The 13,635-nt window shown below is 51.7% G+C and carries 10 protein-coding genes; 2 read left to right on the top strand and 8 right to left on the bottom strand.

Annotated elements, in window-relative coordinates:
• Positions 1-24: 24 nt before the first annotated feature.
• From S2091_RS07300 to S2091_RS07280, 5 genes are all read right to left on the bottom strand, one after another.
• Positions 25-2,094, bottom strand: a complete 2,070-nt coding sequence (locus S2091_RS07300) for an EscV/YscV/HrcV family type III secretion system export apparatus protein (RefSeq protein ID WP_105531138.1) — start codon at positions 2,092-2,094, stop codon at positions 25-27.
• 8 nt (positions 2,095-2,102) lie between these two features.
• Complete coding sequence (gene sctW, locus S2091_RS07295) at positions 2,103-3,245, bottom strand: type III secretion system gatekeeper subunit SctW (RefSeq protein WP_105531137.1); 1,143 nt, start codon at positions 3,243-3,245, stop codon at positions 2,103-2,105.
• Entirely contained in the window at positions 3,235-4,923 is a 1,689-nt protein-coding gene (gene sctC, locus S2091_RS07290) for a type III secretion system outer membrane ring subunit SctC (protein ID WP_105531136.1), read from the bottom strand. Before sctC ends, sctW begins: the two co-directional genes overlap by 11 nt.
• A 41-nt stretch (positions 4,924-4,964) precedes the next feature.
• Positions 4,965-5,516, bottom strand: coding sequence for a helix-turn-helix domain-containing protein (locus S2091_RS07285; protein WP_105531135.1), 552 nt, complete (start codon positions 5,514-5,516; stop codon positions 4,965-4,967).
• Positions 5,517-5,782: 266 nt separating this feature from the next.
• On the bottom strand, positions 5,783-6,286 hold the full coding sequence (locus S2091_RS07280; protein ID WP_243405342.1) for a transglycosylase SLT domain-containing protein: 504 nt from the start codon (positions 6,284-6,286) through the stop codon (positions 5,783-5,785).
• A gap of 423 nt (positions 6,287-6,709) precedes the next feature.
• Here S2091_RS07280 and S2091_RS07275 point away from each other — a divergent pair, with 423 nt between their 5' ends.
• The gene (locus S2091_RS07275) at positions 6,710-8,251 is read left to right on the top strand and encodes a hypothetical protein (protein WP_133166873.1); all 1,542 of its coding nucleotides are present in this window, start codon (positions 6,710-6,712) and stop codon (positions 8,249-8,251) included.
• Between the two features lie 133 nt (positions 8,252-8,384).
• Here S2091_RS07275 and S2091_RS07270 read toward each other — a convergent pair whose 3' ends face one another.
• The 3 genes from S2091_RS07270 to S2091_RS07260 all read right to left on the bottom strand — a co-directional run bounded on the left by S2091_RS07270 (position 8,385) and on the right by S2091_RS07260 (position 12,476).
• Positions 8,385-9,221, bottom strand: coding sequence for a DUF1460 domain-containing protein (locus tag S2091_RS07270; protein WP_105531133.1), 837 nt, complete (start codon positions 9,219-9,221; stop codon positions 8,385-8,387).
• 255 nt (positions 9,222-9,476) lie between these two features.
• Complete coding sequence (locus S2091_RS07265) at positions 9,477-10,100, bottom strand: trimeric intracellular cation channel family protein (RefSeq protein ID WP_105531132.1); 624 nt, start codon at positions 10,098-10,100, stop codon at positions 9,477-9,479.
• A 9-nt stretch (positions 10,101-10,109) separates the two neighbouring features.
• Positions 10,110-12,476, bottom strand: a complete 2,367-nt coding sequence (locus S2091_RS07260) for a penicillin-binding protein 1A (protein WP_105531131.1) — start codon at positions 12,474-12,476, stop codon at positions 10,110-10,112.
• A 151-nt stretch (positions 12,477-12,627) separates the two neighbouring features.
• On the opposite strand from S2091_RS07260, the gene S2091_RS07255 reads away from it, so the two are divergent.
• On the top strand, positions 12,628-13,512 hold the full coding sequence (locus S2091_RS07255) for an HTH-type transcriptional regulator ArgP (RefSeq protein ID WP_105531130.1): 885 nt from the start codon (positions 12,628-12,630) through the stop codon (positions 13,510-13,512).
• Positions 13,513-13,635 lie beyond the last annotated feature (123 nt).

The raw sequence follows: 13,635 nt of genomic DNA, 5'->3' as shown, positions 1-13,635 counted from the left end.
GGTTAAATAAGGATTCCAAATAAGCTAAATAACCTTAAGAACATTGACTTCCACGTTGCTAGCGACTTCTCCGAACGAGATCACGTCAAGATCCTTGAAACGCGCCTCCAGTAGTTTTTTAACGAAGCGACGCACATCGACTGCAGTCAGGACAACCAGATCTTTCTGAGCAATCGGAAACGCTTGGAACAACAACGCGAATTTGTCGATGATCTCTTCCGACACCGACGGCTCAATGTTAAGAAAAGCACCGCTGGCGTTCTGGCGGACTCCCTTGCGCACCTGCTCTTCCATATCTGTCGACAACATCACCACGCGCAATTTATTACCAATGGAAAACTTATGTGAGATATAGCGCGCCATGGCGCCGCGCACGTGTTCAACCAGAGCGATCACATCCTTTTCACGACCACCCCATTGCGCCAGCGATTCAAGAATCAGTTTGAAATTACGGATGGAAATGCGTTCCGACAATAGGCGTTGCAACACCTCTGAAATCTTTTGTACAGTGACATTACGCAAGACTTCCTTGAGCAAGTCCGGTGCACTCGTCTCCATCTGGTCCAGCATCTTCTTGGTTTCCTGGATACCGAAAAATTCAGGAACATGCTTGACCAGCACCGCCACCAAGCATTGATACAACTCGTCCTGTGCGCTGCGCAGCTGGAAGCCCAGCTTGATCAGCTCCTCCCGGTGCGACGGAGTAACCCAATGTCCGTCCTGCTGTGCTGCATCCGTCAGCACCTCAACGTGAATGCCGAGCTGACCAACTTCGTCCGACATGTTGACAATCCGCATCTTGTTAAAGCAAACATATAAGGTCTCCGTGCGAATTTCATTGATCAGCAGCGCTACGCAATCCTTCGGCTGCGTGTCCGATCCGCGCACCAGAAACTCCGGTAGGCGCACGCCATAGTCGATAAAAAACTGACTACGCAGCCGCTGGCCCAACTGCTCGTCAATGCAATACTGCTGCTGCGCCTGCGGCACCAACAGGATGAAGGCAACCGTTTCGGTGGCGACCTTGTCAAGATCGGTAATCAATCCCAACTGCGACCGGTCGCTGTCTTGCGCGGCCTCGGACTGCGCCTCGGCTTCACCGGCGACAATCTCACTGCCACTCTCCTCGCGCTGACGACGACGCTGACCAATATAGAGAAACAATCCCAACACCACCGCCAAGCCAAGAAACGCCACCATCGGAAAGCCCGGCAAGAATGCCACCAGCACCGCCAACAGCGCCGTAATGGCAACCGCAAATGGCATACCCAGCAACTGCCCCATGATGTTGCGACCGAGATTGGCGTCGTCACCGTTAATACGCGTGACGATAAAACCCGCGCTGATCGAAATCAAAAGCGCCGGGATTTGCGCCACCAGACCGTCACCAATGGTGAGCATGGTATAGGTCTGCAACGCCGTGTACATGTCCATGTGATGGCTCGTCACGCCCACGGCAATGCCACCGATCAGGTTGACCAAAATAATGATGATGCCGGCAATGGCGTCACCTTTGATAAACTTCATCGCACCGTCGAACGAGCCGTACAACTGACTCTCGCGCTCCAACACACTGCGTCGTTCCTTGGCGCCTTCGGCATCGATCACGCCGGCTTTAAGATCACCGTCAATACTCATCTGCTTGCCCGGCATGCCGTCGAGGGAAAAGCGCGCCGCAACTTCCGCAACGCGTTCCGAACCCTTGGTAATCACGATGAACTGAACGATGGTGACGATGGAGAAAATCACAAAACCGACAATTAGCGAATCACCGATAACATAGTCGCCGAAGGTCGCAATAATCTCACCGGCATCGGCCTGCGTCAGAATCAGCCGACTGGTACTAATCGACAACGCCAAACGGAACAAGGTCGTGATCAGCAGAATAGTAGGGAATGTCGAGAAATTAAGAATCCTTTCGACATAGAACGATCCCATGAACAGCAAGATTGCGATGACAATATTAAGTGCAATCAGGAAGTCCACCAGAAAAGTCGGCAGCGGCACGATCAACATGGCAATAACCATCACCATCAGCATTACGATGATCAATTCCGGGTGAGCGCGGGCATTGGTAAGAAAACGGGAAATCATAAATAGGATCAGGTTGGTAAGCGGCGCTGCTCTTGCAGTTCGGCCGCATAGTTGTAGTCAATCAATTGGTCGAAGACAGCCAACACCTCGGCACAAACTGCAGCAGCGGCTTCGGGACAGCCACCGGATGCCCCGCCCGGCAGTTCGAACAATTCCGGCGGCAGGCGTTTCCAGGCACTACGCACGGCATTTAGCCAGGTCGAACGTTGTGTATACGATGACAGGAGCGTGGCATCCAAAGCCTGCGGCAGCAAACTGGCCGCAGGCGTTTCCCGCCTAACCAGCGAGCACAGCAATAGCAGCCAGTCAGCTTCCTCTTCGCCATACAACGGCGTCAGTTTTTTTTCCAACAGCGACAAAACAAATTCACGATCAGCACCGCGCAGCACCTGCAACTTGCGCATATGCGCAAGCAAGTAACTGAACTCCAGGTGATTGCAGCTTGGATCTTCTGCGCGAATGTCCGTTCCGAGCGACTCTTCGACAAACTCAAGCACAATGTGACGCACTTTGTAGCCGTAACTGGCGATCCAGTCTTCGTAGTCTTCCAGCGGCATGCGGTCACTTTCGAGAAAGCGCCGATAGGTCTGGCGCAACAACGATGCCTTCAAGCTCAGAGTCGCACCAAACAGACGCGCCTTGAGCGCGCAATTTATGCCGCCCTTAAGCTTTTTCGGATCAGCCTCGCGGCTGACCGTATCGAGTAAGCCCTCCAGCCGTTTGCGCTGAAGAGCCGACAGTTGCCTACGTTTGAGCAACTCCTTTAGCACCAGATACAAATCACTATCATCAGGAAACAGACTGCGTGCCTGTGCCAACAACGTGTCCATGGTCAGATTTTGCACGGCCAACACTTCCACCAGCTTTTGTGCCTTTGGTGCAGCCTCATCATCCAGAACGCGTTCGAAACCGTCGCTGGAAGCGGCGCCTTTATTCTCTAAATCGCGACGATTGCGGAATTGGGTAGCGACACTGGCCATGTCGTCGGCCATGTCTACCAACTTCTGTTGCAGTGCCGCGGGCGTACCATCGTCGACATCCGCCGATTGCGCCATTCCGTCGTCGGCTACCTTGACGGACTCTTTTTGCCGTATGTCCGCCAGCACCCGCGCAGCAACGATAGCGCTTCCGCCTGTGATACTAGTTGCCATCGGTCAAACCTTCCTTTTGGCCATGTGCAGTTTCGCGCGTCTTATCCATCTTTTTAATCAGCGTCTCGAACTCAACCGATTCATCCAGGTTCTCGGCATCCAGGTCAAGACCATCAACAATCTCACGCGGTCGAATCAGGAAGACACGAACAGTGTTCTTGTTGAGCGTCTGATGATAGCGAAAGGCGCCTCCAATGAACGGAAGATCGCCTAACAAAGGAATTTTTCCTATCTGCTCACTACTCTCTCCTCGCGTATAACCGCCCACCAACAAACTCTGACCTTTGGGTACCCGTGCGACGGTGCTGATTTTGGTGCGACCAACAGTCGGCAGCGTCTTCTGCGTATCCGCTTCATTGCGTGGCACTTCACTACCATCTTCGATATTGAGCGACAGTTCGATTTCACCCTTAGTGGTAATGCGCGGTAACACGTGCACCAATGTTCCGTAGGTCACCTTTTGCAATTCCACTGCACGCTCTGCAATCAACGGCGTGTAGAACGTGCGATTATTGTCGAACATGGCTGGCGTATTTTCCTGCGTCAGTACCACAGGACGCGACACGATCTGAGCCTTGTTCTCTCGTGTCAGCGCCAGGATCGAGGCAATGAATTTATTTCCTTCGAGCGTGCCGAACGAATTTAGTGAGGTACCCGTATTGAGCCCAGCCGAGAACTGGTTTCCTATCGAAACGGAGCCCTGCCAATTGACGCCGAGCTGATCGAGGTCATCCTTTTCCAGGTCGATAATCCACAACGCCAACTCGACATGCCGCTTTTCTTCATCAAGAGCTTCAACTAAATTACGAATGAAACGGATCTGCTCCGCAGTACCCTTGACTAGTAAGCTATTGGTTTCCGGATAAGCGATAATGCGGATGTTTCCCGCGGCTTGCGACTGCACCGCAACATTGGCAGATTTGAGTGCCGCCGCCGACGGGTCAGGCGATGCCCCTGCCACGCGATCGATCTGCTCATCCAAAAAAGGAGAAGCACTGCTCGACTTTTGCACCGTCAACGCAACTTGGGCGTCCTCTCCTGCCAACAGTTTTTCAACCACCGTTGCAATCCCAGGAATAACGACGCTCTCGTCGCGACGGGTATAAGCGCGATCAGTGACGAAGGTATTGTTGAGTTTAATTACTTCGACTTGTTGGTTATCCAGACCGGTACGCTGACTGTCCATGAACTCAGCAGCCTGCGTGACCAAGTCCACATAGATCGGCGGCCCCGCCAGGTAAAAGGTATCAATGCCGTCACCACGTAACGGATAGCGCGGGTCGGCCAGCCCGGATTTACGAAGGAACGACGTCAACGCTTTGGGCGTGACACTTTTAAGTTTGATGACACTATTTTTAGTCTCACTAGCGTCGTAGACGTAAATTGCATTCCCATCATAGTAATTAATCAGGCCGAGCTCACGACAGACTTTACTGACAATATCCCCAGCAGCGAAATTGAATTCGCCCGAAATCTGCTTCCCGGCAGCCAACTTACTGACGATGATCGGCTTACCCAGATACGACGATACGCCGCCGAAAAATGCGCGCATATTTTCCTGTCGCGCGACATAACCCGCAGAGGTGCCGGTACCAACAACACTCTTATCACCAGCACTCAAATCAACCGCCGACGACTTCGGATAAACAAACAGCAATGCCATTACCACGAGCCACATCAAAGGACTCCAACTATTCCACTTACTCACACCAATATCCTCTATTGTTTTTTTTGCGCATCAAACAGATGCGTCAAGCTCTGTCCGAGCGATTTCTTGACTTCGCTGGAGAAATGCGATGGAGATGCAAAACCATGCGCCATAGCCACTTCGGTAACTGACTGCTGTCGCTCTACCAAGGCCAAAATCGCTGTTGCCAGACGCCAATCGTTGAGTGCGGACTTAGGACTACCGCCCAACGCAGCACGGAAGATTCGACGGAAATGGCCGGCCGAAATTCCGTAGCGAGCACTTAATGACCGCACCTTCTCACCCTGCCCCTCTTGCAACAGAAACGACACCATCGAGTAGGCTTCGGTCCGCCGCAGCGACGCCGCAATCCTGCAATACTCAGGCGTACCATCAATTGCCATGCGCAGGAAGTTGGCGGTAAGCTGACTACCACCTACCGCAGACAAGGCCGACAAAGAAACTGCGGTAGCAGCCGTCGCGCCCGGGCAACTTGCCGTTGCAGGCGCCCCCACCGAAATGCCAAGAGCGTTATCGATGAATGCCTGTAGCTTGGCCAAAGAATTTACGTCTTTACTATCCATAATTTGGCTTTCCTACCCGGTGCTCAACACATTGTCTTCATCATTTTTCAAACAACGTTCAGAACAACGAAGCCTACCGTAGCCTCCTCGATCAAAAAATAGGACAGGTATTAAAAATGCATAAAAATACTTAGGACAAGCACGAAGCCAAAAATACAGAGACCTCTTAGCTACTAATGATCTCGGGGTTGTCACTGGGCTTGGCGGGTGAACAGGTGCTTGACCCGATGGTCATCAGTGAGCATGCTGCAATGAAAACGGTGCATCTACATTTTCCCCGAAGCCGCAAGCTCGGGTCTGCCTCTCAAACGGCGATACTCACGAACGACCCTTGCGGCATAAAGCTCCCGCAGCAGATCGCAGCCAGGATTACCACCTGCGTTATAGGCACCGACGGCGCGCCACGTGTAACCGAACTGTCCAATAAACCCCGACAATATCTCGGCACCGATCATCACCGACAGGCACGCATCGTCCAGTAATTGCTGACGTGTAATGCCATCTTTACGCAAGCGTACGAGGTGCGAACTATTGATTTGCATGAGCCCGATATCTTCGCTACCATCACGATTGCGATTAAGCGCCTGCGGATTCATGGACGATTCAACCTGCGCGATTGCTTCCAGCAGTTGTGGATCAATGGTGTATTTTTTACCGGCGCTAACAAAGCAACTGGCATAAGCGGAATCTGTCGATGACACCAACATCACGAGTAAAGTAAAAATAATCCAGCGCAACAAAATGAACCAGCGTTTCGATATGAAACTCATAATCACCTTCAAAAAATTCTGACAAATCGTTGCAGGATCACAGCAGTGTTCCCGCAAGATCGCAACGAAAAACGAAATAGTAGGGCAGTAACGTCGCAATAAAAATAGGACGAATATGATTAGATGCAATAAATAGCTTAGCTATGAAAGTGAGCCGTATATCGTGTGATCTGGGACGCGGAATAGCTCAATGCAGCACATTCGTCAAAGGCATCGAGCAATGCCGGTTTACTATTTTCAGGACGAATTCATGGTTGGATTTTTCCAAAAAAATTCAATCGCGATAGTCATTTTGTAGAATATCCATCGAAAAAATGAGCGCTCAACAATTTAGGCCTTAAAGGTGCCTTCAATGTGCGGAGAAACGGCCGATTACCAGCTCAGGTGTATAGCTAATGTGCGATTTTTGAAAGCTGACTTCGAATGCTCTCTGTATCTTTTCGGTTCATTCAATATCCTAACGAGTACACCATGCTCCCTATAGTCATCCAAGAAATAACTCAAGCAGCACCCGTATCACGCTCAAAGGCAAGCAGTTTAATAACAGCTCCGACGGTATCCCCTAGCGTTTTAAATACACTCAACATCCCAGCCTCCATATCCATGCGCCATTTTTGTGAGGCGAAATTCTCAAATATCTGCAATACATGTCGCGATTCAGGTCAGGCAGCGCAAACCATGGCCAACCATCTGGCCACTTTGCTGATACATGCAGGCGAAGTCACAGCAGGCAACAACGCAAAATTTGAAGTCGTTGGCAACCTGACAAACCATCTTTTAGGCAATCTAACCAGGGACGATCTTACGAAGGCACAGAGTGCGGCAAATCAAATAAAAGCTCGTTTTCACAGTGACATAGATAGCCAGGGCAGCACCCAACTGGACAGAACTTTGAACATGCTTGATTTGCCCTATCACAAGGCCACGCATGAAAGTGGCAGGATGGGCCATGCGCGGGAAATGCACAGTGATGTTCGACATTTCTTTGGCAACAATCCTTACCAGGACTTGGCTAACACGCTTGCCTATTGCCATGATCATGTGCAGATCAAGGATGACCATGGTATGGGTGTCGGCAATAGCCTGCACTGGGGATTGAATGAGATTGCTACCGCTGCGGCACTGGCTACCCTGGCCAGTGAATCCGGAGTCGATGCGGCTGGACAAGAAGCTCTGCTTAAAGTCGCCGGAGCAGTTATTCCAGCCGGTACAGCCTTTAATTTCATGCCTAACGTTGGTGGAGACGGCAAACCCGGGCTTGGGACGATCATTGAAGGGATGTTGCGTGGTAAAACCCTGCCAGCGAATCTGAGCGAATCAGGCCGGGAAATTATAGCCATGGCGTATACTTTGGCCATCTGTGATACCCAGCGCAACAATCTTGCCGGGCTGGCTCGCCCCACAGATGACGTCATTTTCAAGAATGCTTCCGCTGTGCATAGATTGCTATCAAATTGCGCAGAAAAGGAGCCTGAAAGTTTTGGGACAACATTCTTTGACAATGGAAAACTGAGCGAAGCTGGGCTTGCACTTTGCAGTAAATTAACCAGTACGGTAGAAGTTTTCGAGGAGTTTCCCCACCATACTTTTTCTACACCAAACCTTGAAAATGGCAAACCAAATAATCCACTTAGCAGAACCTTTGATCCGGGCAGTATGACGACCGAAGAAAGAGATAACGCAATATTGCAGCTTATCCGTAACAATGGATCTTTCGGCTCGGCCAATGTGGCACGAGATATTGAATCTTTCTCTGGCGAGTTTTCTCATCCGGTACTCGATCACATAAAACAAAAAACCATTCTGGAGAATCCAAAAACAGCTTTCACGGATGCTTATATAAAATTTGCAGACGAGTTGAAATTCCAATGCGAAGCTGGAAAAATGAGGATGGATGAGGTACTTGATCAGATCAAGGCCATGGGTGGATCGGTGCAACGTCGAAACCAATTCCGTCCGATGTAAGCAGGGGGCAATCACGCTCTAAAAAATTAACCTTATTCTGTTACTACGACAGTGCCGGATTTCGTTACCAAGATATTTTTTAATGCAATAGGGGGCTCTGCCCCCTTACAATATTAATGACATCGTCAATAAGTTATTGTTTTGCTCGTAAAATAATAATCCCTGGTGTTTTGGCTACATAATCCATAAAAGGTGAATCCACGACTTTTTCATTTTCTTTTCGTGAAGAAGCGTTGCGTAAAACCGGGCCATTATCCGTCATGATAAAGAAGCCAACATGAGTCACATCCAACCCGGCAAGCTTGGTGTAAATACCAATAAAATCACCCGTCTGTAAACGACTAATAACTTTGTCATTAATAAATTCACTTGGAATATAGTTGATACTGCGTTCAACAACTGGCAGTCCAGGCAAATAGGTTTCACCATCTACCTTTTTATTAAGATATTTTTCAACACGTACGATATCAGGGCTGACCAGGGCAGTAATATCGTCTGCAAGTTTATGTTCTCTATGCGCCCAATCGGTAAAGAAATGCTTACGGTACAAGAAGTTAATATCGCCATCAACATAGCGCGTCTGAATTACATTCTCTACGAACTCCGTCTGCGATGTTGATTTCCGTAATGCTTCAACATAATCCAGGTAAGTGAAACAATCCAAACCTCTAAAGTCGATAACCAGCTTCTCAGGCGTATTTACAGCCCCTTGCAACATGTTGGCACGGTACGGTGTCTCTAAAAAAGCGCCAGACAACAAATCGATCATCTGACCAGTGCTGATACCGGCATTCAGCGATCGCTCTTCAAGAAGTATGTTAAGTTTTTTTAACGTACGCGGATCTATATTTATCTTAGCCTTCTGATGTGACTCCGTCTCATCATTCTGCGCAACTTCATCTACGCCTGAGCCAGGAGCGCATCCGACTGATATAGATGAAATTAAAATTAATTGAGATACTCTTCGCATTTAACTCTCCAAGTGTTTTCATTAGTAATTACAAAGTAATGGTTATATGACGCCGTAGCCGGATTTATGGAGAAACAAACACTGGGAATGTTTGGTACATAATTTAGCCCGTTACCATTGCGTGCAAACGTTTGCTAAATTATTGACAGCGATAATGAAAAAAGTTCAGTCAGATTCAGTCCTCAAACTGCCATTATCAGAATGGAGTGCGATCTGATTTGGCGCATGGACTACCTGATCATTATCACCATGAAGCTACTCAAATCCCCGAATACCGCTGCCGTTAAAACTCGGCAGCTTCCAGTGGAAACGCATCGCCAGCAGGCGGTACAGAAAACCGCAGCCGATCGCTACCAGCGGCGCAATCGTCGGATCAACATTGAGCCAGAGCAGGCCAACATACAAGCTGCCGGTGAAGAGCGCGATAGTGGCGTACAGCTCGCGCTGCAGCACCAGCGGAATTTCGTTGCACAAGACATCGCGTAGCAGGCCGCCGAAGACGCCGGTGATCATGCCGGCCAGGATCACGATACCCGGCACCATGCCGTTGGCGCGGGCGATGTCGCAGCCGATCACGCTGAACGCCACCAGGCCGAGACCGTCAACCATCAGGAACACGCTGCGCAGATGATGCAGGAAACGCGCCACAAATGCGGTGACGATGGCAGCGCCGATGGTGAACAGCAGGTATTGCGGATGAATGATCCAGCCCAGCGGATAATTGCCCAGCAAGATATCGCGGATGGTGCCACCGCCCAGCGCGGTGATGGTGCCGACCACGCAGATGCCGAACAGGTCCATGTCACGCCGCATGCCCATGATGGCACCGGACATCGCTTCCGCCACGATGGCGATCAGATAGATGGTATGCAGAAGCATGGCTTAGTCTCAGGAAGAAAATAGTTTCAGGATCTGCTCGCGCTCCTGTGCTGCGTTCAAGGCTTCTTTTTCAAGCGTAAGGTCGCTGCTGCCGCCGGCCTGACACGTTAACTTGCTGTGGATGAAGGGGTAGCTGTCTGCCACGCAACTTCCCATCAGGTATTCTGAATAGACATAGTCGCCGTCGACGACGCTGAGCCCGGCAGGTTCTTCCTGCCAATACTCATTCCTGTCCTTGACGGCGACCTGCATATAGCGGCTCCAGATCGGCAAGGCTGCTACGCCGCCGGTGGTATTTCCCAGCGATTTGGGCTGATCATAGCCTAACCACACCACCGACACCACGCCAGATGAATAACCTGCAAACCAGGCATCGTAAGCATTGTTCGAGGTACCAGTCTTGCCGGCGGTATCGCCGCGCGCCAGTACCTTGGCGCCATGGCCGGTGCCGGCTTTCACGACATCTTGCAGCATGCTGTCCATGATGTAGGCATTGCGCGCCGAAACGACTTTCTTGCCCGGATTCTTGCGTGCGCTATCGGCAAACAATACCTGGCCGGAGCGGTCACGTATTTCCTTGATCAAGCGCGGAGCCTGGGCATAGCCGCCGTTGGCGAACACAGCATAGGATTGCGCTAGCTGCAGTGGCGTCACCGCTCCCGCGCCGAGCGCCAGCGGCAGCGAGACCGGATTGCGTTCAGGCAGGAAGCTGAACTGCGTTGCAAATTCTTGCACATAGGCGGCGCCGGAGGCCTGCATCAGGCTCACCGCCACCAGGTTTTTGGAACGCATCAGGCCGCGCCTGACAGTGATGAATCCTTCATAATTATCACCGAAGTTACGGGGTCGCCAGGAACGAGCACCGGTATCCTGCGGTAACAGGACGCGCTGCGTGTCGTCGACCATGGTGCCCGGGAAATACCCTTTTTCCAAGGCCGCCGAATAAACAAAGGGCTTGAAACTGGAACCGGGTTGGCGGTATGCCTGCAAGGCGTGATTGAAAGGATTGCGGAAAAAATCGAAGCCACCGGCCAGCGCCAGGATATCGCCGGTTTTGGCGTCGACCGAGATCAGCGCTCCCTCCATTTCCGGAGCCTGGCTCAGCAGCCAGCGCTCAGAACTATCGCGATAAGTACGGATGACAGAACCTACGGAGATCATGCGTTTGCCGCTGGCCGGCAACTTAGCCCAACCGCCGGCGATGCGCGGATCAATGGCACCGATCTGCAGCACTCGGCCATTGCGCAGGACCGCCTTGATCTGTTTCGGAGATACTTCCGTGACCAGTGCAGCGAGGATTTCGCCGCTGTCCGGATAAGGCAACAACAGCTTGTTCAGAGTGCTATTCGCGTGTTTGTGGGCGCTGGTACCGAGCTGCGCTTCGGGACCACGATAACCTCGGCGCCCCTGCGCGTCCAGCAGTCCGGAACGCAGCTGCTTGTCGGCTGCTAACTGCGGCGCCATCTGGATCGTGGTGGTGACGTCCAGCCCCATGGTGTAGGCGCGCTCCTGATACAGCTGCATCACCAGCTGTCTTGCTTCTTCCACTGCATAGGCGGCTTCCTGCACCGAGGAATTACGGCTGGGATTGAGGATCAGTTTTTCTTCCATAGCTTGCTGGTAAGCCTCAGGTTTGATATAGCCGAGTTCCAGCATGCGCTGCAAAATATAGTGCTGGCGCGTCGCCGCGCGCTGCGGATTTGCCACCGGGTTATACGCCGACGGCGCTTTCGGCAGGCCTGCCAGCATCGCGGCCTCGGCCACACTAATCTGCTCCAACGGCTTGTCGAAATAGATGTTGGACGCGGCCGCAAAACCATATGATCGTTCACCGAGATAAATCTGGTTCATATACAACTCCAGCAGCTTGTCCTTGCTGTAGCGCTGTTCCAGCTTATAGGACAGCAGAATTTCGTTCAACTTGCGCTGCAGCGTTTTCTCGCGCGTCAGGAAGAAACTGCGCGCTACCTGCATGCTAATCGTGCTGGCGCCTTGACCTTGCCGTCCGCTGCCCAGGTTGGCCAAGGTGGCGCGCAGCAAGCCGGTGAAGTCGACTGCGCCGTGCTCATAGAAACGTGCATCTTCAATCGCCAGCAAGGCCTGCCGCATCACCAGCGGAATTTTCTCGATTGGGAGAAATTGACGACGCTCTTCACCGTATTCCGCCAGTAGGATTCCTTCGCTGGAATAAATTCGCAATGGCAAGGCTGGGCTGTACTGATTCAGATGATCAACGGCAGGAAGCTGTCGCCATGCCTGACGCAGCCAGTAGCCGCCGGCGAGGCTGGCAGCCAGTATTAAACCGATGCTAAAACCGAGAATGAATTTGAGACGAAAGGGAAGTTCAGATGTTGTTTGCTGGGCTGCTGGCCGCATGCTCGCTCCTGTTGAAATAGCGAACGAATCGAAGGCGAACGCGGTGTGAATGAATTTGGTGAAAGCTATTGTGAGGGACGCAAGATATATACTTAGCATAATTAAGTATTATTAAGTAATCATAAATATTTCTTATCTAAGGACAGCTAGGATGAATCTGAATCCCAAACACACTGAAGCGTTTCGCGCAGTGATTGAGAGCGGCAGTTTCGAGCAGGCCGCCGTGCGCCTTCACCTGACTTCACCAGCAATTTCACTTCGCGTGCGGGCGCTCGAAAGCCAGCTAGGTAATGCATTGATTGTGCGCAGCCGGCCAGCACGAGCAACCCGTATGGGACAGCGCCTGATGCAATATCTGAAACGGGCGAAATTGCTCGAAACCGACCTTGCTGCCGAACTGGCGGTACAGCAGGACGCGCCGCTAACGCTGGTGCTGGCGCTCAACGCAGACTCAATCGGTACCTGGTTTTTCCCTGCATTGTCAGATGTACTGATCCGCGAACGCGTGCTGCTGGATCTGACCGTGGAAGACCAGGATCATACCTATTCGCTGCTGGAGACCGGACTGGCAATCGGCTGTATCAGCACGGAACCGAAACCGATGCGCGGCTGTTCGGCCGAGCTGCTCGGCGTGATGCGCTACTGGTTGGTAGCGTCGGAAGATTTCCGCAACCGCTGGTTTCCCGACGGATTGACGCGCAAGGCGGCACGCAAGGCACCAGTGGTGGCCTACACGCACAAAGACACCTTGCAGTCGTCGTTCTTGCTCAGCAAGCTTGGGCTGCCAGCCGGCGCCTTTCCTTGCCACTACGTTCCGGGCAGCGCTTCGCACTTCAACGCCATCCGCTATGGCCTGGGTTACGGCATGGTGCCAGAACTGCTACTGAAGGCTGCCGGTAAGAATAAAATGGCCCATCTGGCACCAGCTAAGCCACTGGAACTTGCACTGTACTGGCACACCTGGAAAGTGCAGTCGCCGCGTATGGAAAACCTGTCGCGGCAGATTATTGCCGCGGCGCGAAAAATTCTGAAATAAGTGTTTTGCTTACATCGTGCTTATGTCGCCGGATGCCTCCGCCTCAATGGTCGATCCGTGGCCACCGCTATTTATGTAACGAACAAAGATATGTAAATACAGCAGTTTTTATTCCGTATGGAC

This window comes from Solimicrobium silvestre, assembly GCF_002976435.1.
In the GTDB taxonomy this organism is placed as follows: domain Bacteria; phylum Pseudomonadota; class Gammaproteobacteria; order Burkholderiales; family Burkholderiaceae_D; genus Solimicrobium; species Solimicrobium silvestre.
Note: the sequence above shows the minus strand (reverse complement) of the source record. Positions and strands in the feature narration are given on the sequence as shown.

What these genes read in the sequence shown, in the direction of transcription:
- S2091_RS07300 (WP_105531138.1), bottom strand. Translation starts at nt 2,094, where the DNA reads ATGATTTCCCGTTTTCTTACCAATGCCCGCGCTCACCCGGAATTGATC.
- sctW (WP_105531137.1), bottom strand. Translation starts at nt 3,245, where the DNA reads ATGGCAACTAGTATCACAGGCGGAAGCGCTATCGTTGCTGCGCGGGTG.
- sctC (WP_105531136.1), bottom strand. Translation starts at nt 4,923, where the DNA reads ATGTGGCTCGTGGTAATGGCATTGCTGTTTGTTTATCCGAAGTCGTCG.
- S2091_RS07285 (WP_105531135.1), bottom strand. Translation starts at nt 5,516, where the DNA reads ATGGATAGTAAAGACGTAAATTCTTTGGCCAAGCTACAGGCATTCATC.
- S2091_RS07280 (WP_243405342.1), bottom strand. Translation starts at nt 6,286, where the DNA reads ATGAGTTTCATATCGAAACGCTGGTTCATTTTGTTGCGCTGGATTATT.
- S2091_RS07275 (WP_133166873.1), top strand. Translation starts at nt 6,710, where the DNA reads ATGCTCTCTGTATCTTTTCGGTTCATTCAATATCCTAACGAGTACACC.
- S2091_RS07270 (WP_105531133.1), bottom strand. Translation starts at nt 9,221, where the DNA reads ATGCGAAGAGTATCTCAATTAATTTTAATTTCATCTATATCAGTCGGA.
- S2091_RS07265 (WP_105531132.1), bottom strand. Translation starts at nt 10,100, where the DNA reads ATGCTTCTGCATACCATCTATCTGATCGCCATCGTGGCGGAAGCGATG.
- S2091_RS07260 (WP_105531131.1), bottom strand. Translation starts at nt 12,476, where the DNA reads ATGCGGCCAGCAGCCCAGCAAACAACATCTGAACTTCCCTTTCGTCTC.
- S2091_RS07255 (WP_105531130.1), top strand. Translation starts at nt 12,628, where the DNA reads ATGAATCTGAATCCCAAACACACTGAAGCGTTTCGCGCAGTGATTGAG.